The organism is Cellulosimicrobium sp. Marseille-Q4280, assembly GCF_943181405.1.
Taxonomy (GTDB): Bacteria; Actinomycetota; Actinomycetes; order Actinomycetales; family Cellulomonadaceae; genus Cellulosimicrobium.
In genome coordinates this window covers 690,618-713,759 of record NZ_CALPBY010000003.1, presented here as the reverse complement: position 1 = coordinate 713,759, position 23,142 = coordinate 690,618, and the positions used below count along the sequence as shown (strand labels likewise).

Annotated in this window: 14 protein-coding genes; 6 read left to right on the top strand and 8 right to left on the bottom strand. The window is 74.2% G+C overall.

Annotated elements, in window-relative coordinates:
- Positions 1–113: 113 nt before the first annotated feature.
- Positions 114–2,339 carry a 1,4-alpha-glucan branching protein GlgB gene (glgB, locus tag NFS20_RS11310; RefSeq protein ID WP_251151860.1) on the bottom strand — a complete coding sequence of 742 codons (2,226 nt, stop codon included), beginning with the start codon at positions 2,337–2,339 and terminating at the stop codon, positions 114–116.
- A 76-nt stretch (positions 2,340–2,415) separates the two neighbouring features.
- Entirely contained in the window at positions 2,416–3,858 is a 1,443-nt protein-coding gene (locus tag NFS20_RS11305) for a maltokinase N-terminal cap-like domain-containing protein (RefSeq protein WP_251151859.1), read from the bottom strand.
- 191 nt (positions 3,859–4,049) lie between these two features.
- On the opposite strand from NFS20_RS11305, the gene NFS20_RS11300 reads away from it, so the two are divergent.
- Positions 4,050–4,232, top strand: coding sequence for a hypothetical protein (locus tag NFS20_RS11300; protein ID WP_251151858.1), 183 nt, complete (start codon positions 4,050–4,052; stop codon positions 4,230–4,232).
- On the opposite strand, the gene treS is transcribed toward NFS20_RS11300, so the two are convergent.
- Together treS and NFS20_RS11290 are read right to left on the bottom strand one after the other, a co-directional pair.
- Positions 4,193–5,905 (bottom strand): maltose alpha-D-glucosyltransferase, encoded by a 1,713-nt coding sequence (gene treS, locus NFS20_RS11295; protein WP_251151894.1) that lies wholly within the window; start codon positions 5,903–5,905, stop codon positions 4,193–4,195. The two genes, NFS20_RS11300 and treS, sit on opposite strands and share 40 nt — an antisense overlap.
- Before the next feature lie 107 nt (positions 5,906–6,012).
- Complete coding sequence (locus NFS20_RS11290) at positions 6,013–8,079, bottom strand: alpha-1,4-glucan--maltose-1-phosphate maltosyltransferase (RefSeq protein WP_285821123.1); 2,067 nt, start codon at positions 8,077–8,079, stop codon at positions 6,013–6,015.
- A gap of 149 nt (positions 8,080–8,228) precedes the next feature.
- Between NFS20_RS11290 and glgP the strand changes: the two genes are divergently transcribed.
- Together glgP and NFS20_RS11280 are read left to right on the top strand one after the other, a co-directional pair.
- On the top strand, positions 8,229–10,895 hold the full coding sequence (gene glgP / locus NFS20_RS11285) for an alpha-glucan family phosphorylase (RefSeq protein WP_251151857.1): 2,667 nt from the start codon (positions 8,229–8,231) through the stop codon (positions 10,893–10,895).
- Positions 10,896–11,201: 306 nt separating this feature from the next.
- Complete coding sequence (locus NFS20_RS11280; protein WP_251151856.1) at positions 11,202–12,092, top strand: hypothetical protein; 891 nt, start codon at positions 11,202–11,204, stop codon at positions 12,090–12,092.
- 33 nt (positions 12,093–12,125) lie between these two features.
- Here NFS20_RS11280 and NFS20_RS11275 read toward each other — a convergent pair whose 3' ends face one another.
- The 3 genes from NFS20_RS11275 to NFS20_RS11265 all read right to left on the bottom strand — a co-directional run bounded on the left by NFS20_RS11275 (position 12,126) and on the right by NFS20_RS11265 (position 17,628).
- Positions 12,126–13,322, bottom strand: a complete 1,197-nt coding sequence (locus NFS20_RS11275) for a hypothetical protein (protein WP_251151855.1) — start codon at positions 13,320–13,322, stop codon at positions 12,126–12,128.
- Positions 13,323–13,455: 133 nt separating this feature from the next.
- The gene (locus NFS20_RS11270) at positions 13,456–15,210 is read right to left on the bottom strand and encodes an FAD-binding dehydrogenase (protein ID WP_251151854.1); all 1,755 of its coding nucleotides are present in this window, start codon (positions 15,208–15,210) and stop codon (positions 13,456–13,458) included.
- A gap of 60 nt (positions 15,211–15,270) precedes the next feature.
- On the bottom strand, positions 15,271–17,628 hold the full coding sequence (locus NFS20_RS11265; RefSeq protein WP_251151853.1) for a glycogen debranching protein: 2,358 nt from the start codon (positions 17,626–17,628) through the stop codon (positions 15,271–15,273).
- Positions 17,629–17,738: 110 nt separating this feature from the next.
- Between NFS20_RS11265 and NFS20_RS11260 the strand changes: the two genes are divergently transcribed.
- The 3 genes from NFS20_RS11260 (at position 17,739) to NFS20_RS11250 (ending at position 21,903) form a co-directional block, all read left to right on the top strand.
- The gene (locus NFS20_RS11260; RefSeq protein WP_251151852.1) at positions 17,739–18,554 is read left to right on the top strand and encodes an electron transfer flavoprotein subunit beta/FixA family protein; all 816 of its coding nucleotides are present in this window, start codon (positions 17,739–17,741) and stop codon (positions 18,552–18,554) included.
- A 12-nt stretch (positions 18,555–18,566) separates the two neighbouring features.
- Entirely contained in the window at positions 18,567–19,610 is a 1,044-nt protein-coding gene (locus tag NFS20_RS11255; protein WP_251151851.1) for an electron transfer flavoprotein subunit alpha/FixB family protein, read from the top strand.
- A gap of 160 nt (positions 19,611–19,770) precedes the next feature.
- Positions 19,771–21,903 (top strand): PhoX family protein, encoded by a 2,133-nt coding sequence (locus tag NFS20_RS11250; RefSeq protein WP_251151850.1) that lies wholly within the window; start codon positions 19,771–19,773, stop codon positions 21,901–21,903.
- 71 nt (positions 21,904–21,974) lie between these two features.
- On the opposite strand, the gene NFS20_RS11245 is transcribed toward NFS20_RS11250, so the two are convergent.
- Entirely contained in the window at positions 21,975–23,027 is a 1,053-nt protein-coding gene (locus NFS20_RS11245; RefSeq protein WP_251151849.1) for an aminoglycoside phosphotransferase family protein, read from the bottom strand.
- Positions 23,028–23,142 lie beyond the last annotated feature (115 nt).

Below are 23,142 nucleotides of genomic sequence, written 5' to 3'. Positions count from 1 at the left end.
CGGGAGCCGCGAGGGACGAGCGGCGGATGGTAGACCCGGCGCCCCCACCCCACCCACCGCCCAGGGCGAGCATCAGAAGCGCCCACCACCCAGGGCGACCGACCGACGGGGACCTACGCCGGCACGAGGTACAGCGCCCCGAGCGGCGGCACGCGCAGCGTCACGGAGTGCGCGCGGCCCTTCCACGGCACGGCCTCCGCCTCCACGACGCCGAGGTTCCCCACGCCCGAGCCGCCGTACACCTCGGCGTCGGTGTTGAGCACCTCGCGCCACGCCCCGCCGGACGGGAGGGCGACCCGGTACCCCTCGTGCGGCGTCCCGGCGAAGTTCACGACGACGGCCACCTGGCCGCCGTCGCGACCGCGCCGCACGTACGCGAGCACGTTGTGCCCGGCGTCGTCCGCGTCGAGCCACTCGAACCCCGACGGGTCGTGGTCGAGCTCCCACAGCGCGGGCGTCGCGCGGTAGAGGGCGTTGAGGTCGCGCACGGCACGCTGGACCCCGGCCCGGCCCGGGTCGGCGGCGAGGCCGTCCCAGTCGAGCGAGCGTCCCTCGTTCCACTCGGTGTGCTGGCCGATCTCGCTGCCCATGAAGAGGAGCTGCTTACCGGGGTGGGACCACTGGTAGGCGAGGAACGCGCGGACGCCGGCGCGCTTCTGCCAGTCGTCGCCGGGCATCTTGCCGTAGAGCGAGCCCTTGCCGTGCACGACCTCGTCGTGGCTGATCGGCAGGACGAACTGCTCGGAGTACGCGTAGACCATGGAGAACGTGATCTCGTGGTGGTGGTAGCGCCGGTTGATCGGCTCCTCGGCGACGTAGCGCAGGGAGTCGTTCATCCAGCCCATGTTCCACTTGAGCCCGAACCCGAGGCCCCCCGACGACGTGGGTCGCGTGACGCCGGGCCACGCGGTGGACTCCTCGGCGATCATCATGACGCCGGGCGTGCGCCGGTAGGCGGTCGCGTTGGTCTCCTGGAGGAACGCGATCGCCTCGAGGTTCTCGCGACCGCCGTGCACGTTGGGGTGCCACTGCCCGGGGCCGCGCGAGTAGTCGAGGTAGAGCATCGAGGCGACGGCGTCGACGCGCAGCGCGTCGACGTGGAACTCCTCGAACCAGTAGGTCGCGTTGGCGACGAGGAAGTTGCGCACCTCGTTGCGCCCGAAGTCGAAGACGAACGTGCCCCAGTCGGGCTGCTCGCCGCGCAGGGGGTCGGCGTGCTCGTACAGCGGCGTGCCGTCGAAGCGGGCGAGGGCCCACTCGTCGCGCGGGAAGTGGGCGGGGACCCAGTCGACGATCACGCCGACGCCCGCGGCGTGCAGCCGGTCGACGAGGTACCGGAAGTCGTCGGGGTGCCCGAAGCGGGACGTGGGCGCGTAGTAGCCGGTGACCTGGTAGCCCCACGAGCCGCCGAACGGGTGCTCGGCGACGGGCAGGAGCTCGACGTGGGTGAAGCCCTGCTCGACGACGTAGCCGGTGAGCTGGTCCGCGAGGTCCCGGTACGACAGCCCTTGGCGCCACGAGCCGAGGTGGACCTCGTAGACGCTGAGGGGCCCGGCGTGCGGGTCGCGGGAGGCGCGCTCGGCGAGCCACGCGTCGTCGGACCACGCGAAGGAGGACTCGACGACGACGCTCGCGGTGGCGGGAGGGACCTCGGCGCTCTTCGCGAGGGGGTCGGCCTTCTGCCGCCACGAGCCGTCGGGGCCGAGGATCTCGTACTTGTAGCGGGCGCCGCCGACCACGCCGGGGACGAACAGCTCCCAGACGCCGGTCGACCCGAGGGAGCGCATCGGGTGCGTGCCGCCCCAGCCGTTGAAGTCCCCGATCACGCGCACCGCGCGGGCGTTCGGCGCCCAGACGGCGAACGCGGTGCCGGTCGACGCGCCGAGGACGCTGGGGAACGACCTCACGTTCGCTCCGAGCGCCGTCCAGAGCTGTTCGTGACGACCCTCGCGGATCAGGTGCTGGTCCACCTCGCCGACGGTCGGCAGGAAGCGGTACGGGTCGTCCCCGGTCGTGGTCGCGTCGCCGTAGCGCGCGCGGACCCGGTAGTCCGGTGCGTGGCGCGCACCGTCGTCGCCCACGGGAACCGGCACGACGGCGGCCCACACCCCGTCCTGCTCGTGCACGGCCGGGTGCTCGCCCTCGAGCGTCACCACGACGACCTCGTCCGCGAGGGGGCGCAGCACGCGCACGACGGCGCGGGCGTCGTCGGCGTCGGGCGCGAGGTGGGGGCCGAGCACCGCGTGCGGGTCGAACGTCCGTCCGGACGCGGTCGCGGCGAGCGCCTCCGGCGGTGCGACGACGGGAGGCGGGGTGGGCGATGTGGCAGGGCCGGTCATGACCCAACCTTTCCACGTCCCCGTTTCCCCCACATGACGGGCTCGCCGGGAGGGCCTCCCGACGTCGTGCCCGGCGTCAGCCGTCCCCGGCGACAAGGCGGTCGACGGCGGCCAGCGGGATGGGTTCCCAGTCGGGCCGGTTGCGCGACTCGTACACGACCTCGTAGAGCGCCTTGTCGAGCGTGAGCGCCCGCACGAGCGCCTCGGACGTTTCGCGGTCCACCCCGGCGGTGTCGGCCCGCGCGTACGCGTCGAGGAACGCGCTGCGTGCCTGCACGGCCCAGCCGGGGTTCGTCGCCCGCCCCACCGCCGCGGCGTAGTCGAACGAGCGGACGATGCCGGCGACGTCGCGCAGCGCGAGGTCGGGTCGCGTGCGCTCCGCGACGGGGCGCAACGGCTCGCCCTCGAAGTCGAGCACCTTCCAGCCGAAGCGGCGCGCGTGGAGCACCTGACCGAGGTGCAGGTCGCCGTGGACCGTCTGGAGCCGGGGGAGGGCGTCGGGGACGCGCGTGACGCCCTCGAGGCGCGCGGCCGTGCGGTCCCAGAACGCGGCGACGGCCTCGGCACGGCGGGCGAGGGCGCGCGACGACGCGACGGCCTCGTCGGACCGGCGGCGCAGGTCGGCGACGAGCCACGGGGCGTCCACCGGAGACCCGGTGCCGAACGCCTCGCGCAGCGCCGCGTGCAGGTCGGCGAGGACGCGGCCGAGGTCGACGGCGAGGTCGGCGAACGACGCGTCCTGGCCCGCGTAGGCGCACGCGAGGTCGAAGCCGTCGCGCGCGCCGTCGACGAACTCGCTGAGGATCGCGAGGTGCGCCGAGCGCTCGGGCGCCGACCCGGGGCCGCCGTCCGCCTCCGGGTCGGGGCCCGGCAGCGCCCGCTCCGGACGTGCTGCGGCGTCGTCCTCCGGACCCCAGGTCACCTCGAGCCACGCGAGCGGGCGGGGCACGCCCGCCCACCCCTGCGCGGCGAGCGCGCGCGGGATCGTCAGGTCGGGGTTCGGCCCGATCGCGATGGCGCGCAGGACCTTGAGCATCGTGCCGCCCGCCGTCCCCGGCAGGAGCACCGAGCTGTTGGACTGCTCGACCGCGAGGGCGCGGCCGCCCTCGAGGTCCACGGCGGCGGGCGCGGCGTCGTCCCACGCGGACGCCGCGAGGAGCGCCGCCCAGCCCGCGGGGTGCGCGGCGCCGTCGTGCACGACCCAGGTGACCCCGTCCTCGACGACCTCGCCGATGCGGGACGGGCCGACGGTCACCGCCGCGTCGTCGGGCTCGAGGACCACGGGGACCTGGACCACGAGCTCCACGCCGTCGCCCACGAGCCGGAGCAGGTGGAGCACGACGCGCGGTGCGCCTCCGGTGGCACGGGGCGCCCCGTCGGGCTCGTCGAGCGCGAACGAGATCCACGGGACGTGGCGCACCTCGACGCCCTTGACCGGGTACCAGCGCCGCCCGGGGAGCCAGTCGTCGAGGAGCGCGAGGAGCGCCGGGGAGGGGAGGTCGGTCCGTCGTGGGGCCACGCGTCTCCTTCGGTCGGTCGGGTCGCCTCCCATGGCACCACGGGTCCGCGCGGCGCGCCGCCCCGGGGCCGTGACCCGCGCCCGCCAGGGCGGCGCGAGGAAGAGGGACGGGTGCCCGTGTCGGTGGCTCGTGGGACGGTTCGCAGGTGGCGACGGGCGCCGCGAAGGAGCACCGACCGAAGGACAGGGCCATGGACTGCGAGCACCACGACGTACGGCTGACGAGCGAGTCGGTGCCCCTGCGGCACGTCGTCTCGATCGTGAACTGGTTCACGTGCGAGGCGTGCGGCGAGCGCGCCGCCGTGGTCGAGAAGGCGGCGATGTTCGAGCTCGGTCAGTCGTCCTCGTCCCGCTGGCCCACGACGAGCCAGTAGAAGTCGCGCGAGCCCCAGGTCATGGAGACCCCGCCGTCCTCGCCGACGTCGGGGAAGCGGGCGCCGCCGAACACGTCGGTCAGCGTCGCCCCCGCATGGTCGGGCAGCCGCACGGTCGCGGAGCGCGCCGTCGCCGACAGGTTCGCCACGCACAGCAGGGTCTCCTGGGGCGAGCGGCGCAGGAACGCGAGGATCGACTCGTTGTCGCACTCGAGCGCGACGAAGTCTCCCGTGCCGAAGGCGGGGTGACGACGACGGACCTTGAGCATGCCGTGCACCCAGTGCAGCAGGGACGTCGACTGCTCGAGCTGCGCCTCGACGTTGGTGTACCCGTAGTGGTGCACGAGCGACTGGACGAGCGGGAGGTACAGCTTGCCGGGGTCGGCCGTCGAGAAGCCGGCGTTGCGGTCGGGCGTCCACTGCATGGGCGTGCGGACGGCGTCGCGGTCGGGGAGCCAGATGTTGTCGCCCATGCCGATCTCGTCGCCGTAGTACAGGCACGGGCTGCCCGGCAGCGAGAGGAGCAGCGCGTGGGCGAGCTCGACCTCCTTGCGCGAGTTGTCGAGCAGCGTCGCGAGCCGGCGTCGGATCCCGACGTTCGCGCGCATGCGCGGGTCCTGCGCGTACCAGCCGTACATCGACGCGCGCTCCTCGGTGGAGACCATCTCCAGCGTGAGCTCGTCGTGGTTGCGCAGGAACGTGCTCCACTGGGCGCCGGGCGGGATGTCGGGCGTGTCCGCGAGGATCTCGAGGACCTGGTTCGCCCGCTGGTCCCGGATCGCGTAGAAGATGCGCGGCATCACCGGGAAGTGGAAGCACATGTGGCACTCCGGCTCCTCCTCGGTGCCGAAGTAGTCCACGACCTCGCGCGGCCACTGGTTCGCCTCGGCGAGCAGGATGCGGCCGGGGAACTCGGTGTCGACCATCTTCCGCACCCGGCGCAGGAAGTCGTGCGTACGGGGGAGGTTCTCGCAGTTCGTGCCCTCCTCCTCGTAGAGGTACGGCACCGCGTCGAGCCGGAACCCGTCGACGCCCATCTGCAGCCAGAAGCGCGCGACGTCGAGCATCGAGTCGGCGACGCGCGGGTTCTCGAAGTTGAGGTCCGGCTGGTGGGAGAAGAACCGGTGCCAGAAGAACTGGCGGCGCACGGGGTCGAACGTCCAGTTCGACGTCTCGGTGTCCACGAAGATGATGCGCGCGTCGGGGTAGCGCGAGTCGTCGTCGCTCCACACGTAGAAGTCCCCGTACGGGCCCTCGGGGTCGGCGCGCGACGCCTGGAACCACGGGTGCTGGTCGCTCGTGTGGTTCATGACGAGGTCGATGACGACGCGGATGCCGCGCGCGTGCGCCTCACGGACCAGCTCGGCGAAGTCGGACGTCGACCCGTACTGCGGCGCGATGGCGGTGTAGTCCGACACGTCGTACCCGCCGTCGCGCAGCGGCGACGGGAAGAACGGCGGCAGCCAGAGCGCGTCGATGCCGAGCCACTGCAGGTAGTCCAGGCGGTCGACGAGGCCGCGCAGGTCGCCCGTGCCGGAGCCGTCCGAGTCGGAGAACGCACGCACGATGACCTCGTAGAACACGGCCGTGCGGTACCAGTCCGGGTCGTCGGAGAGGCCGGGACGGGTCTCGGTCGTCGCCACCGGCTGACGGCGCGGCGGCAGCGCCGCCATCGGGACCGGCGCGGTGATCGGCGGCACGGGTGCCGGGCCCGCGGCGACCCCGCGGGCCGTCGCGGGCATGCCCGCGACCCAGGACGTGCCGTCTCCTGCGCGCGGCGTCATGACGGCCTGACGTGCACGACGTGCGCGACCTGGCGCAGGGGCTCGAGCCGCACGTACACGTTCTCGCCCCAGCCGTAGCTGTCGCCCGACAGCTCGTCGTGCGCGACGAACGACGGCGCCCACGGATCGTGACCCTCCGCGGGCGCGGGCAGGCCGAGCGTGATGGGGTCGAGGTGGACGTCGGACTCCTGCGGCGAGTGCGGGTCGAGGTTCACCACGACGACCACCGTGTCCGCCTCGCCCGTCGGGGAGTGCTCGGCGGGCAGGTGCCGCGAGAACGCGAGCACCTGGTCGTTCGTCGTCGGGTGGACCGTGAGGTTGCGGAGCTGGCGCAGCGCCGGGTGGTCGCGACGGATCTCGTTGAGCCGGGTGAGCAGGGTCGAGATGCCGATCTCCTCGGCCGCCGCCCAGTCGCGCGGCTTGTACTCGTACTTCTCGTTGTCGATCTGCTCCTCGACGCCCGGTCGCGGGACGTTCTCGACGAGCTCGTAGCCGGAGTAGACGCCCCACGTCGGCGCGCCGAGCGCCGCGAGCACCGCGCGGACCGCGAACCCGGCCACCCCGCCGTGCTGGAGGTACGGCGGCAGGATGTCGTGCGTCGTCGGCCAGAACGACGGGCGCATGTACGCGCCCGCTGGCCCCGACACCTCCTCGAGGTATTCCGCGAGCTCGGTGCGCGTGTTGCGCCACGTGAAGTACGTGTACGACTGGTGGAAGCCGATGCGCGCGAGCGTGTGCATCATCGCGGGCTTGGTGAAGGCCTCCGACAGGAAGATCACCTCGGGGTTCGTGCGCCGCACCTCGGCGAGCAGCCACTCCCAGAAGTCGAGCGGCTTGGTGTGCGGGTTGTCGACGCGGAACGCCGTGACGCCCCGCGCGATCCACACGCGCACGACGCGCAGCACCTCGGCGTAGATGCCTTCGGGGTCGTTGTCGAAGTTCAGCGGGTAGATGTCCTGGTACTTCTTCGGGGGGTTCTCCGCGTACGCGATCGAGCCGTCGACGCGCGTCGTGAACCACTCCGGGTGCTCGCTCACCCACGGGTGGTCGGGCGAGCACTGCAGCGCGAGGTCGATCGCGACCTCGAGCCCGTTGCGCCGGGCCTCCTTGACGAAGGCCTTGAAGGTGCGCTCGCTGCCCAGCTCGGGATGGATCGCGTCGTGACCGCCGTCCTTCGAGCCGATCGCGTACGGGCTGCCGGGGTCGCCCGGGAGCGCCGTGAGGGAGTTGTTGCGGCCCTTGCGGTGCGTGGTGCCGATCGGGTGGACCGGCGTGAGGTAGACGACGTCGAAGCCCATCGCCGCGATCGCCGGCAGGCGCCGGGCAGCGCTCGTGAACGTGCCCGAGCGCCAGCGCCCGTCCTTGAGCCGGCGCGCCCCCTCGGAGCGCGGGAACATCTCGTACCACGCGCCCGCGAGCGCCAGCGGGCGCTCCACGCGCAGGGCGTACGTGGCCGACGCCGTCACGTGGTCGCGCAGCGGGGCGCGGTCCAGGGCCTCGCGCACCTCGGGGGCCGTCGCCGCGGCGAGGCGGGCGAGGGCGGGGCGGCCCGCGTCGGCGAGAGCGGCCGCGGCGTCGGCGAGCGTGCGGGCGTCGTCGGGGTCGCGGACGCCGTCGGCCAGGACGCGCTCGAAGAGCCGCACGCCCTCGGCGAGCATGAGGTCGACGTCGACCCCCGCCTCGATCTTGATCGTCGCGTCGTGCGCCCAGGTCCCGTAGGGGTCGCTCCACGCCTCGACGCGCAGGGACCACGGTCCCTCCACGTCCGGGTGCAGCGTGGCGCGGAACCGGTCGAGGCCGGGCGCGACGTCGACCATGCGCGCGGTGCGCTCGGTCCCGTCGGGGGCGACGAGGACCGCGGTCGCCGCGACGGCGTCGTGCCCCTCGCGGAACACGGTGGCCTCGATCGGGACCATCTCGCCCACGACGGCCTTGGCGGGCCACCGGCCGCCCTCGACGACGGGCGAGACCTCGAGCACGGGGATGCGGCCGATCGGCGTCGCGGGGGAGACCGAGGGGACGGGCGAGCGGAGGGGGGCGCTGGCCGGCGGGGTCGACGTCACACGGACAACGTAGCGAGGCCTGCGGGGGCCCGGCACCTGGGGAGCACTCTCGGCGCGCCGGGACGGGTGGCCGAGATTTCATGCAAGCGTTACGCCGAGGTGACACGGACGGGGTGTGCCGGGTCGTCGGGCTGCGTAGTCTCGTCCCCGTGAGAGCGATCCGACGGTTCACCGTCCGCACCCTGCTGCCCGCCGCGCTGCGCGACCTCGACGAGCTGGCCCACAACCTGCGCTGGTCGTGGCACGCGCCGACGCACGACCTGTTCGCCGGGATCGACCCCGAGTGCTGGTCGACCGTGCACGGGGACCCCGTCGCGCTGCTGGGCGTGCTCGGCCCCGAGCGGCTCGCCGAGCTCGCCGGCGACTCAGCCTTCGTCGAGCGCGTGCGCGCCGCCGCCGACGACCTGCGCCACTACCTGCAGGACGACCTGTGGTACCAGCAGCAGGCGGCCTCCCGCGCGGTCGGTGGCGTGGACACCGGCGACGCGGCGGCGGGGGATGCGGACGCGCTGCCCGCGGCGATCGCCTACTTCTCGCCCGAGTTCGGCATCACGTCGGTGCTCCCGCAGTACTCGGGAGGCCTCGGCATCCTCGCGGGCGACCACCTCAAGAGCGCGAGCGACCTCGGCGTGCCGATCGTCGGCGTCGGGCTCCTGTACGGCGCCGGGTACTTCAAGCAGTCGCTCACGCGCGACGGCTGGCAGGTCGAGACCTACCCGCTGCTCGACCCGGACGGCTTGCCGCTCACGCTCCTGCGCGAGGACGACGGGACGCCGGCCCGCGTGTCGCTCGCGCTGCCGGGCGGGCGCGCGCTCCACGCCCACGTGTGGGTCGCGGCCGTCGGTCGCGTGCCGCTGCTGCTCCTCGACTCCAACGTGCCGGGCAACGACGAGGCGGCGCGCAAGGTGACCGACCGCCTGTACGGCGGCGGTGGCGAGCACCGCCTCCAGCAGGAGCTGCTCCTCGGGGTGGGCGGTGTCCGGGCGCTGCGGCTGTGGTCGCGGCTCACCGGCGCCCCGACGCCGGAGGTCTACCACACCAACGAGGGCCACGCGGGCTTCCTCGGCGTCGAGCGGATCCTCGAGCTCGTCGAGCAGGGCCTGACGTTCGAGGAGGCGCTCGAGGCCGTGCGCGCCGCGACGGTGTTCACGACGCACACCCCGGTGCCCGCCGGCATCGACCGCTTCGGGCGGGACCTCGTCACGCAGTACTTCGGCGGGGACATGGCCGTCGACGGCCTGCCCGTCGACCGCATCCTCGCGCTGGGCGCCGAGGACTACGACGGTGGCGACCCCACGGTGTTCAACATGGCCGTCATGGGACTGCGGCTCGGCGGCCGGGCCAACGGCGTCTCGCTCCTGCACGGGCAGGTGTCGCGCGGGATGTTCGAAGGCCTGTGGCCGGGCTTCGACGCGCGCGAGGTGCCCATCACCTCCGTGACCAACGGCGTCCACTCGCCGACCTGGGTCGACCCGGCGCTCGCGGCCCTGGAGGCCGAGCGGCTCGGGCTCGACGAGCTCACGGCCGACGACGCGTCGTCGGGCTGGCTGCGGACCGGTCGCGAGGGTGTGGGCGACGGGCCTGCCGGCGACGGCCCCGCCGTGAGCGACGCGGAGCTGTGGGCGATCCGGCGCGAGATGCGCGGACGCCTCGTCGACGAGGCGCGACGCCGGGTGCGCAAGTCCTGGCGCGAGCGCGGCGCGAGCCCGGCCGAGCTCGGCTGGATCGACGACGTGCTCTCGCCCGACGTGCTGACCATCGGCTTCGCGCGCCGCGTGCCCACGTACAAGCGGCTCACCCTCATGCTGCGCGACCCCGCGCGGCTCAAGGCGCTCCTGCTGCACCCGGAGCGCCCGGTGCAGCTCGTCGTCGCGGGCAAGTCGCACCCCGCGGACGACCAGGGCAAGCGGCTCATCCAGCAGCTCGTCCGGTTCACGGACGACCCCGAGGTGCGCCACCGCATCGTCTTCCTGCCGAACTACGACATCGCCATGGCGCAGTCGCTCTACCCGGGCTGCGACGTGTGGCTCAACAACCCGTTGCGCCCCCTCGAGGCGTCGGGCACGTCGGGCATGAAGTCGGCCCTCAACGGCGGCCTCAACCTGTCGATCCTCGACGGGTGGTGGGACGAGTGGTTCGACGGCGAGAACGGCTGGGCCATCCCGACCGCCGACGGCGTCGACGACCCGGACCGCCGCGACGACCTCGAGGCGGCGGCGCTCTACGACCTCGTCGAGCAGCAGGTCGCGACGCGGTTCTACGACCGCTCCGCCGACGGGGTGCCCGAGCGGTGGCTCGAGATGGTGCGGCACACGCTCGCGACGCTCGGGCCGAAGGTGCAGGCCACGCGCATGGTCGGCGAGTACGTGACCAGGCTCTACGCCCCCGCCGCCGTCGCGGGCCGGGCGCTCGCCGCCGACGGCCTCGAGCGCGCGCGCGAGCTCGCGCACTGGAAGCGGTCGGTGCGGGACGGCTGGTCGCGCGTGCGCGTCGACCACGTCGACTCGAGCGGCATCAGCGAGGTGCCGCAGGTCGGCGACAGGCTCACCGTGCGCGCGTACGTCTCGCTCGGGGACCTGCGCCCGGAGGACGTCGAGGTGCAGGTCGTGCACGGACGCGTCACCGAGGCCGACGTGATCGAGGAGTTCACCGCGGAGCCGCTGGCGCTCGCGGAGACGTACGAGGCGGGCCGCCACGCCTTCGCGGGCGAGGTCGTGCTCGAGTCGTCGGGCCCGTTCGGCTACACGGTGCGCGTCGTGCCGAAGCACACCGGCCTGCCGAGCGTCGCCGAGCTCGGCCTGGTCGCCAACGCCTGACACCGAGGCGTGATCGCGAGATAGAAGCCGCGGTCGTGAGGTAGAACCCGCCGCGTTCTACCTCACGACCGCGGGCTCTACGTCGCGGGCAGCGCGCCAGGGCGAGGTGACGGCGACGGGTCGTCCGCTCGTCCACAGGCCCGCCGCTCGGTCTGGCGACGGCGGTCCGGCTCGGCCACGCTGTGCCGCATGGACACGGACGGGCACGATGCCGAGGCGGCGCGGCGGGCGGCGGGTCGAATTCCGAGAGGAACACGTCGTCCGCCGGGACGTGCCGACGACGCGTGGAACGCGCCCCTGCCATCCGTGGTGCGCTTCTCCGCGGAGCGGCGCGCGGAGATCGCCGGTGACCTCCGTCGCGGCACGCTCGTGCGGGCGCGCCGGGGGATCTACGTGACCACCCCCTCTTCTCGGACGCCTCCGGCGCAGCGCAGGAGGGAGTCGGTCGTGGTGCAGGCCGTCGCGCTCGCCGAGCGGCTGACGACGGACTTCTGGTTCAGCCACTCGACGGCAGCCGTCCTGCACGGGCTCTGGACGTGGCGCCTCGCCGAGGAGGTCCACGTGACGCAGCTCGGGAACCCCTCCGTGCGGCGTCGTGCAGATCCAGGTGTCCGGCGGCACTGGACGCCACTCCCCGTGACGGACCGAGGTGAGGTCGACGGGTTGCCGGTCACGTCGCTCGAGCGGACCATCGTCGACTGCGCACGCCATCTCGCGCCCACGGCCGGGATCGTCGTCGCGGACTCCGGCCTCCGTGCCGGCGCGGACATCGGGCGGGTCGCGGCGGTGCTCGAGGCTGCCGCCGGTGGGCGAGGCGTGCGGCGAGCACGGCGGGTGCTGGCCGAGGCCGACGGCCGGTCGGAGTCCCCGGGTGAGAGCGCGGTCCGGTGGATCGCGGTCGACGGAGGACTCTCGCGTCCGGAGCCGAACCACGTGGTGTCGACCTGGCGTGGCGAGTACCGGCTCGACCTCGCCTGGACGGAGCAGCGGGTCGCCGTCGAGTTCGACGGCGCGGTCAAGTACTCCGGCGGCGAGTTCGGCGACCCGCAAGGACGGCTGCTTGCGGAGAAGGCACGTCACGACGCGCTCGTGGAGGCGGGGTGGTTCGTCCTGCGGGTCACCTGGGGCGACCTCGCGGACCCGGATCTGCTCGTCCGCAGAATCCGGTCGGCGCTCGTTCGACGCGCCGCGAGATAGAGCGCGCGGTCGCGAGAAAGGGCTCCGGGAGCTCTATCTCGCGGCTGGGGCGTCTATCTCGCGAGGGACGAGGGTGAGGTAGCGGGCTCGGGTGCGCAGGACGTCGCGCAGCTGGGTGCCGATGCCCTCGACGAACTCCTCGCGGTATACCGCGTCGACCTGCACGGAGATGGCGTAGTACAGCCCGGTGAACGTGGCGATCGCGACGGACACGCGCAGCAGCGTCTGCGTGACGACGAGCTGCGCGCCCTCGACGCCCGAGCCGCCCGCGAGCTCGACGGTGCGCTGCCACGTGCCGCCGTCGACGTCCCACAGCGCCATGACCTCCGGCGTGACGGTGAGCGTGCCGAGCGCCATGAAGAACACGCCCATGCCGAGGCTCACGACGAGCACCTGCAGCAGCTGGCTCGTCGCGATCATCGCGGCGAGGTTCGCCATCTGGCGCCGGCTGAAGCGGGCGGCGAGCTCGCCGTCGGGCACGTCTGCCGCAGCGTCGGCGAGCGACTCACGCGCCTCGCCGGGCACGCGCAGCGCCACGAAGAGCACGACCAGCAGGAGGAAGAACCCGCCGAGCACGAGGTCGGCGACGCCGTGCGTCCGGTCGAACACCTGCCAGACCTCGGCGTTGTAGAACAGCACCAGCGAGAACACGAGCAGCAGCGGCAGGAGGCGCACGAGCCGCAGCAACGACGCCCCCAGCTCGTCGACGACGCGCGCCAGTCCCCACCACAGCGACGACAGCACCCCGTAGCCCACGACGACGCGCACGACTCCCAGCAGCACGAGGTTCCCGACGACGGTGACCAGCGCGTCGACCCACTGTCCGCCGAACACCAGGGGGAGCAGGGCCGGCACGAGGACGAAGAACGCGAGCTCGGGAAGACCGACGGACTGCGGCAGGGTCGTCCACCGCCGGCCACGCAGCACGTTGAGCGCGGCGTAGGCCGCCCCCACGAGCGCGGCGCCCCCGAGCAGCGCGAGCACGTTCGCCCAGGCCGGCCAGCCCATCCGGACGGCACCGGACAGCTCGGCGAGCAGCACGACGAGGAGGAACGGTGCCGATCGGCCGAACACGTCACGGTCGAGCGAGTGGCCCTCGACGAGGAGCGGGAGGCCGTTCCGTCGGAAGAACCGCTCGCACGCGGCGGCGTCCACGGGGACGTCGGGCGTCCGGCCGGTCTCCGGGTGCGCGACGTCGTCCGGCTCGCTCGCGTCGTCGTGCACGGTCATGGTCGGTGACCCTACCGGCCGCGTGCCGAGGGACCGAGGCGGCGAGACCGCCGATCCGGGGCGATCGTGGTCCCGTCCCGTCGCGTCCCGCCCCGTCCCGTCCCGTGGCGACCGGGGCCTCGCTCGCTGGGAGTCAGGCGAGCTCGGCCGCGAGCGCCCGGCCGGCGACCCGCCCCGAGAAGAGGCAGCCGCCGAGGAACGTGCCCTCGAGCGCGCGGTGCCCGTGCACCCCGCCGCCGCCGAACCCGGCCGCCTCGCCGGCGGCCCAGAGGCCGGGCAGCACGGAGCCGTCCGCGCGCAGGACGCGCGCCGACGTGTCGGTCCACAGCCCGCCGAGCGTCTTGCGCGTGAGCACCGAGAGCCGCACGGCGAGCAGGGGCCCGTCCTTCGGCGTCGTGAGCGGGCGCGGCGGGGAGACGCGGATGAGCCGGTCGACGCGGTAGCGGCGGGCCATCGCGGTCGCGACGACCTGCGGGTCCTTGCCGAGCCCGGTGCGGACCTGCTCGTCGCGGAGGTGGACGAGCCGGGCGAGCGCCGCGGCGTCGACGTGACCGCGCGAGCCGGGCGTCGCGTCGACGAGCGCGTTCATGCGGCCCGCGAGCTCCTCGGGGGTGTCGGCCCACACGAACTCGGGCGACTGCTCGGCGAACCGCGCGACCGGCCCGACGGCGCCCGGCAGCACGCGCTGCGCGAGCAGGCGCACGTCCTTGCCCGTGAGGTCGGGGTTCTGCTCGGAGCCCGAGAGCGCGAACTCGCTCTCCATGATCGCCTTGTTGAGCACGAACCAGGAGTGGTCGTCGCCGCGCTCCGTGACGTGCTGTAGCGCGCCGAGCGCGTCGAAGCCCGGGAACAGCGGCGCGGGGAGCCGGTTGCCGTCGGCGTCGAGCCACAGAGAGCTCGGCCCGGGCAGGATGCGGATGCCGTGATCGGTCCACACGGGGGAGTGGTTGGCGATGCCCTCGGGGTAGTGCCACATGCGGTCCTCGTGCACGAGCGCGGCACCCGCGCCGGCCGCGACGCCGATCATCAGCCCGTCCGTGGAGTCCGGGACGCCCGAGAGCATCCGCGCCGGCAACGTCCCCGCCGCCCTCGGCCACCGGGAGCGCACGAGCTCGTGGTTCGCGCCGATCCCGCCCGACGTCACGACGACGGCGCTCGCCGCGATCTCGACGTCGCCGACCACGTCCCGCGAGGAGGGTGCACCGCGCTCCACGTCCGACGGCGCGAGGACCTCCGCGCGCACGCCCGTGACCGCGCCGTCGGTCACGACGAGCGACGTCACGCGGTGCCGGAACCGGAGGTCGAGCAGACCGGCGGCCCGCGCGTCGAGCGCGGCGCGGACGAACGGCTCGAGGACGGCGGGACCGGTGCCCCACGTGACGTGGAAGCGCGGGACCGAGTTGCCGTGCGCCCCCGAGGCGCCGCCGTCGGCGCCCGCGAGCACGGGGTACCCGCCGCGCTCGGCCCACTGCACGAGCGGGAACCACCGCACGCCCTTGGCGTGCAGCCACGACCTCATGTCGCCCGCGGCGAAGTCCACGAACGCCCGGGCCCACGCGTACCCGTGCCGGTCCGGTCCCTCGCCACGGTCGGCGCCGGCGGCGAACTGCGCGGACCCGAGCCAGTCGTCGAACGCGAGCTCGGCCGAGTCCGTGACGCCCATGCGGCGCTGCTCGGGCGACCCGACGAGGAACAGGCCGCCGAACGACCACCACGCCTGACCCCCGAGGCTCGCTGCGGGTTCCTGGTCGAGCAGCACGACGCGACGACCGGCGGCGGTGAGCTCCGTCGCGGCGACGAGCCCGGCGAGGCCTGCCCCCACGACGACGACATCGGGGTTCTCGACGGTGTGCGAGCTGACGGAGGAGTCGACCACGGTGTCACCCATGCGCGAACACTAGAGCACACCGTGCACGGGCGGGAGCCTCGACCTCGCGGGACCGGGGTACTACCTCGGCGGGGTGGGGGAGACGTACACCCGCACGCTGAGCGGCTCGAGCACGACGACGTCGCCCGCCCGGGCGTCCTCGTCGCCCTGGTCGTCGGGGTGCTCCCAGTCGGAGTCCCACACGAGGGACCACCGCTCGAGGGCCTCACCGGCCGCGGCGCGCACGCTCGGCAGCGTCACGTCGACGGCGTCGAGGGAGCCCGCCAGGACGACGAGGACGTCGCTCGCGCCGGGCTCCGGCGCGGTGCGCAGCATCTGGAGCGTGCGCACCTGCGGGTCGTGCCACGTCGCGTGGTCGAGCAGCTCGCCGTCGGCGTCGAACCAGACGAGGTCGGGCACCCCGGGCACGTGCGACCCGGGTACGGGACGCCCGGTGTAGAACGTGTCGGGTCTCAGCGCCGGGTGCTCGCGACGCAGCGCGAGCAGGTACCGGGCGGTGGCGAGGAGGTCCTTGCGCCACGGCGACAGGTCCCACGAGACCCACGACGTCTCGCCGTCCTGCACGTACGCGTTGTTGTTGCCCCGCTGGGTACGGCCCATCTCGTCGCCGGCCGTGATCATGGGCGTGCCGGCCGCGAGCACGAGCGTCGCGAAGAGGTTGCGGATCGAGCGTCGCCGCAGCGGCGCGATCTCGACACCGGGACCGAGCGCGCTGCCGTCCGCACCGTGGGGGTCCTCGGGGACCGCTCCCGTGCCGCCTCCCGCCGCACCCGACACGGTGGTCGTCGCGTCCGGCGTCGAGACCGGACCCTCGAGCCCGTGGTTCCACGACCGGTTGTCGTTCGTGCCGTCCCGGTTGCCCTCGCCGTTGGCGAGGTTGTGCTTGTGGTCGTACGCGACGAGGTCGGCGAGCGTGAACCCGTCGTGCGCCGTCACGTAGCTCACCGACGCGACCGGGCCGCGCAGGAGCGGCGGGTCGCTGCGGCCGAACAGGTCCGCGGACCCCGCGAGCCGCGTCGCGAGGTCGCGCACGCCGTGCCCCGGCCGTCCGTGCGACGCCTCACGTGCGTCGGCGAGCCAGAACTGGCGCACGGCGTCGCGGAAGCGGTCGTTCCACTCGGCCATCGGCGGCGGGAACTGGCCCGTGCGCCATCCGCCCGGTCCGACGTCCCACGGCTCGGCGACGAGCTTGAGCCCGCTGAGCACCGGGTCGGTCTGGAGCGCGACGAGGAACGGGTGGTCGGGGTCGAAGCCGCTCTCGCCGCGCCCGAGCGTGACGGCGAGGTCGAACCGGAACCCGTCCACGCCCACGCCCTCTGCCCAGTACCGCAGCGAGTCGAGCGCCGCGCGCACGACGGCGGGCCGGCGGAAGTCGAGCGAGTTGCCCGTCCCGGTGACGTCGGCGAGCCGGGCGGGCGTCGCGCCGTCGTGCAAGTAGTGCACCGCGTTGTCGAGGCCGCGCCACGACAGGTGGTAGCCGTCGGCGCCGCCCTCGCACGTGTGGTTGTGGACGACGTCGAGCAGCACCTCGAGGCCCGCCTCGTGCAGGAGGTGGACCATGCCCCGCACCTCGTCGAGGACGGCGCCCGGCCCGGCGGCCTGCGCGGCGCGCGTCGCGTACGCGGCGTGCGGGGCGAAGAAGCCGAGCGTCGAGTACCCCCAGTAGTTGGTGCGGCCGCTCGCCAGCAGGTGGGGCTCCGGGACGTTCGCGTGCACGGGCAGCAGCTCGATCGTCGTGACGCCGAGCGACCGCAGGTGCTCGATCGTCACCGGGTGCGCGAGCCCCGCGTACGTGCCGCGCAGGTGCTCGGGGAGCGCCTCCAGCCGCTGCGTGAGCCCGCGCACGTGCGCCTCGTACACCACCGTCTCCGACCAGGGGACGTGCGGCCGCGGCGCGACCGGGCCCGTCGGCTCCGCGACGACCACGGAGTGCGGCACGAACCCCAGGGAGTCCCGGTCGTCGGCAGGCCCGTACGGGTCGGCGCCCGCGTGGCCGCGGATCGCCGGGTCGTCGACGAGCTCGCCCACGAGGCCGCGCGCGTAGGGGTCGACGAGGAGCTTCGCGGGGTTGTGCCGCAGGCCGGCCGCGGGGTCCCACGGGCCGTGGACGCGGAAGCCGTAGCGCTGACCGGCGCGGACGCCGGGCACGTGCGCGCGCCAGACGCCGAACGCCGGCCCCTCGAGCGCCACCCGGCGCTCGCGGAACCGCGACGCGACCGCGCCGCCGCCGACGTCACCGCGATCCCCGCCGTCGTCCGCGGCGTCGACGGCGTCGACGAGGCACAGCTCCACGGCGGTCGCGTGGGAGGCCTGCACGGCGACGTCGACCCCGTCACCGGCGAGGTGGACGCCGAGCCGGGGGACGGGCGCGTGGCGGTCGACGCGGGAAGGCGCCGGGACGTCGGACGGAGCATGCACCCGTCCATTGTGGCGGGTGTCACCGGCCCCGTCGTACAGCCGCCGGTACGCTTCCGTTGCAGGGCGGGCACGCTGCCCGCCCACCGCCCAGCACAGGGAGTGAGCACTCGATGCGGATCGTCGTCGCCGTGAAGTACGTCCCGGACATCCATGCCGACCGGGGCTTCGAGGGCGGGCGGGTCGTCCGCCGCTCCGACGAGGGGACGCTCAACGAGCTCGACGAGAACGCGCTCGAGGCAGCGCTGCGCGTCGTCGAGGGCCTGCCGGAGGAGGAGCGGGCCACGAGCGAGGTCGTCGTCGTGACGGTCGCCGGACCCGACGCGGACGCCGCCGTGAAGAAGGCGTTCCAGCTCGGCGTCGACCGTGGCGTGCGCGTGAGCGACGACGCGATCGCCGGCTCGGACTACTTCGGCACCGCGCGGGTGCTCGCCGCGGCCGTGCGCCGTCTGGCCGCCGAGTCCCCGGTCGACCTCGTGGTGACCGGCATGGCGGCGCTCGACGGGCTCGGGTCCGTGGTCCCGGCCCTGCTGTCCGCGGAGCTGGGACTGCCGCAGCTCACGCTCGCCGGCGCGCTGGAGCTCGACGGCGAGGCGGGTGCCCGCACCGCGCGCGTCACGCGCGAGCTCGACGGCGTCGACGAGGTGCTGGAGGCCTCCCTGCCCGCCGTCGTGAGCGTCACGGACCACGCGAACGACCCGCGCTTCCCGAACTTCAAGCTCATCATGGCGGCCCGCACGAAGCAGGTGGAGGCGTGGAGCCTCGCGGACCTCGACGTCGAGCCCGCGGAGGTCGGCGACGCCGGGGCCCGCACGCGCGTGCTCGCCGCGTCGCCGCGTCCGCCGCGGCCCGAGGTCGAGATCGTCGTCGACAAGGGTGAGGGCGGCCGCGCGCTCGCCGAGTACCTCATCCGCAACGAGCTGGTCTGAGAGGACGCCACCATGACCGCCACCACCTCCGCGACCGTCCCCACGGGCAACCGCACCGTCCTCGTCCTGCTCGACAGCCCCGGCACCGAGCTGCGCTCGCCGGGGCTCGAGCTCCTCACGCACGCGCGCGGCGTCGGCCGCGTCGAGGCCGTCGCGCTCGAGGCGCCGAGCCTCGACGTGCTCGCCCAGCTCGGCGCGTACGGCGTCGAGACCGTCCGTCAGGCCGAGCTCTCGGCCGACGGGCACGGGGTGGGCGGCGACGTCGCGCACCTCACGCCCGTCGTCGCCGAGGCGCTCGCCGCGGCGGTCCGGGCGACCGACGCCGACGTCGTGCTGCTCACCTCCTCGTTCCCGAACAAGGAGGCGGCGGCGCGCCTGGCGTTCCTGACCGGCGCCGGCCTCGTCGTCGACGCGACCGCCCTGGACGTGGCCGCCGACGGCGCGGACGCCGGGCACGTCGTCGCGGACAAGAGCGTCTTCGCGGGGTCGTGGGACGTGCGCAGCGCCGTGACCACGGACCTCGCCGTCCTCACGGTCCGCGCGAACTCCGTCGCGCCGGAGCCGGCGCCCGAGGCGGTCGCCACCGAGGTCGTCGGGTTCTCCGTCGACCTGTCCGCCGCCGCGACGTCGGCGCGCGTCGTCTCGCGGACCGTCCACCCGACGTCCGCGGCGGGACGCCCCGCGCTCGGCGAGGCGGCGGTCGTCGTCACCGGCGGGCGCGGGACGAACGGCGACTTCGAGCCCGTCCTCGAGCTCGCCGACGCCCTCGGTGCGGCGGTCGGCGCGACGCGTGACGCCGTCTACGAGGGCTGGCACGACCAGTTCGTCGGCCAGACCGGCGTCACCGTCGCACCCCGCCTGTACATCGGCGCGGGCGTCTCGGGCGCCCCGCACCATCGGGGCGGCATGCAGGCGTCGCAGGTCGTCGTCGCGGTGAACAACGACCCGGAGTGCCCGCTCTTCGAGATCTCCGACTTCGCCGTCGTCGGCGACCTGGCCGACGTGCTGCCGCAGGCGGCGCAGGTCATCCGGGAGCACCGGGCCAACCAGGGCTGACGGGACGCCCGGTCCCGCACGGCGGGCACCGGGGTCCCACCCGGTGGGCATCCAGAGTTCACCCGCTCGCCACCCGCCGGCACACCGGTCGTCATGGACCGTTCCTAGCGTCGGGCCGACTCCTCGCCACGAGGAGGCCCCCCGACCCGTGGAGACCCCGATGACGATCACTCCCGCCCCCGAGCAACGCACGATGCTGCCCCTCGCGCCCTACGTGCGCGGCAAGCGCAGCCCGGTGACCTGCCGGCTGAAGTGCGCCGACGCGTGCTCGCACGCCGCACCCAACGCGAGCGACAACGAGTACTTCCGCGACGTCGCCGGGCAGGCGCTCTCGCGTCGCGCGCTGCTCGGCGGGCTCGCGGTCGGTGCCGCGGTCGTCGTGGTCGGCGCGCAGACGGCGACCGCGCCCTCCGCGCAGGCCGCGGTGCCCGCGCACGGCGGGTGGGGCGGGGGAGGCCACGGCGCGGGCAAGGGGCTGTCGTTCGGCCCGATCGCCCCCCAGGCGGCCGCGACCGACGCGCTCGTCGTGCCCGACGGCTACGCGTGGCGACCGATCATCCGCTGGGGCGACCCGATCCTGCGCGGGGGCCGCGCGTTCGACCCGGCGAACCAGTCGCCCGAGCAGCAGGCGCTGCAGTTCGGCTACAACAACGACTACCTCGACATCCTGCCCTACGAGCGCGAGCGCGGGCTGTGGTGGTGGGGCCGGCACAAGGACGACGGCCGCGGGACGCGCGGTCTGCTCGTGACGAACCACGAGTACACGAACCCCGGCATCATGTTCGACGAGTCGTACGACGCCGCGACCCGGCGCGCGATCGAGCGGGCCGCGCACGGCATGTCGGTCGTGGAGGTCCGGCGTCGTCGCACGGGACAGCCGTGGGAGTACGTGCCCGACAGCCGTTCGAACCGCCGTGTCCACATCGGCACGGAGTTCCGTGTCGACGGGCCGGCCGCGGGCTCCGACCTGCTCACGACGGTGGCCGACCCGTCGGGCACGCGCGTCCTCGGCACGCTGAACAACTGCGCCGGCGGCACGACGCCCTGGGGCACGGTGCTGTCCGGGGAGGAGAACTTCCACGGCTACTTCCGCACCGCGGGCTCCGGGCACGACGCCCGCTACGGCCTGCGCGACGCGGCGACCGGCTACGGCTGGGAGCTCGACGACCCGCGCTTCGACGCGCGCAACGCCGGCTACGAGAACGAGCCGAACCGGTTCGGTTGGATCGTCGAGATCGACCCGTACTCGCCGGGCGAGGCACCCGTGAAGCACACCGCGCTCGGGCGCTTCAAGCACGAGGGCGCGAACGTCATCCTGTCCCGGCGCGGCCACGCGGTGGCGTACATGGGCGACGACGAGCGCTTCGACTACGTGTACAAGTTCGTCTCCTCGCGCACGATGCGCTCGGGGAACAGCGACGGGGCCCGCCGCCACAACAAGACGCTCCTCAGCGAGGGGTCGCTGTACGTCGCGCGGTTCACCGGGGACTCGCCGGCCGCCGAGATCGACGGTTCGGGCGCCCTGCCGTCCGACGGCGCGTTCGACGGCCGCGGCGAGTGGCTGCCGCTCGTGGTCGACGGGCGCAGCGCCGTCGAGGGCATGTCGGTCGAGGAGGTGCTGGTCTACACGCGCGTGGCGGCCGACAAGGTCGGCGCGACGAAGATGGACCGTCCCGAGGACGTCGAGCCGAACCCGGTGACGGGTCGCGTGTACGTGGCGTGCACGAACAACACCTCGCGCGGGCCGTCGGGCACCGAGGCCGCGACGGAGCCGAACCCGCGGAACACCAACCGCGACGGGCACGTCGTCGAGATCGTCGAGGACCGGGACGACGCCGCGGCGCGCTCGTTCCGCTGGAACCTCCTCCTCGTCGCCGGCGACCCCGCGACGAACGCCTCGACGTACTTCGCGGGCTACCCGAAGGACAAGGTGTCGCCGATCTCGTGCCCCGACAACCTCGCGTTCGACGCCGAGGGCAACCTCTGGATCTCCACGGACGGTCAGCCGAGCACGATCCAGAAGTGCGACGGCCTGTTCAAGGTGCCGCTCAGCGGTCGCGAGCGCGGCCGGGTCCAGCAGTTCCTCTCGGTCCCGCGCGAGGCGGAGACGTGCGGTCCGGTCATCGACTCGAAGGACCGCATGGTGTACGTCGCCGTGCAGCACCCGGGCGAGAACGGCTCGTACGACGCGCAGACGTCGGCGTTCCCCGACTACGTGACGCCCGGTGCGCCCGTCCCGGTCGGTGCGTTCGCCGGCCCGCGGCCCGCGGTCGTGCAGGTCTGGAAGGACTGAGGCGCGGCTCCTCGCGCCCGACGGCGCCGGTCACCCCCGCGGGGACCGGCGCCGTCCGGCGCTCCAGGAGGTCAGTGGTCGCAGAGGCCGACGTGCTCGAGCCACGCGACCGCCGCGACGCCCTGCGCGCGCTGGAACGGGCGCAGGTTCGGGATGCTCGGCACGTCCGGCTTGCGCGCCGAGTGGAGGAAGTACCCGGCGATGCCGGCGACGACCGCGCGCAGGTCGGCGGGGTGCACGTCGCGGGTGAGCGGGTGCGCCGCGAACGTGGCCGCCGCCCAGGCACCGCCGCGCGCCCGTCGCGCGGTCTCCGCCTGCGGCGTCACGGGCTCGACCACGCCCGCGACGCCCTGCATGACGACGCTCGGCAGGAACATCGCGAGGTCCAGCCACCCCGCGCCGCGCGAGGCGTGCGGCCAGTCGACGAGGTAGACGGTCGACGGCGTGAGGAGCAGGTTGTCGGCGCGCAGGTCGCCGTGCACGAAGGACTCGCCCTCGCACGCGACGAGCGCGCTGCGCTCCGCCTCGGCGAGCGCGTCGAGGTGCTCGGCCGCCCACGGCACGAGGCTCGCGAGCCCGGGGTCGGGGTCGTCGCGCAGGGCGCGCCACCCGGTGGACAGGCGAGCGAAGTCGGGGCCCGTGGGGGGCAGGCGCATGTCCCGCGCGCCCGGGACGGCTGCCAGCGTCTCGAGCGCCGCGAGCACGCGGTCCAGCTCGTCGGGCACCCACGGGGTGGCGGGGACGTGCCCGTCGACCACCTCGAACGCGAGGACGATCCAGTCGCCGTCACCGTGCCCCCAGGCGAACCGGGGCGTCGGGATCTGGCGCGGCAGCCGGGTGGCGATCCTCGCCTCCGCACGGTGCAGGTCGGCCGCGACGGGCTCGTCCGCCGAGCGCGCCGCCTTGACGAAGAGGCGCTGGCCGTCGTCGAGCTCGAGCACGGACGCCAGGCCGGGGCTGAACCCCGACACGACGGAGGTCTCCGCGACCACGCGTCCCCCGGCGACCGCCTCGAGCTCGTCGCGCAGCGCGACGGGCAGGTCGAACCAGCGCAGGCGGCGTCCGCCGGCGGCGACCGGGACGAGGGAGGTCTCGTCCACGGCGGGTGCGACGTCGTCGGGCATCGTGGTGCCATTTCCCCTGGTCGGCTCACGGGACTGCGGCAGGCGCTGCCTGTGCTGCTCGCGCTGCACGGGGCTGTCCTGCCGGGGTGTCGGGCCCGCGACGGAACGGTTGGCG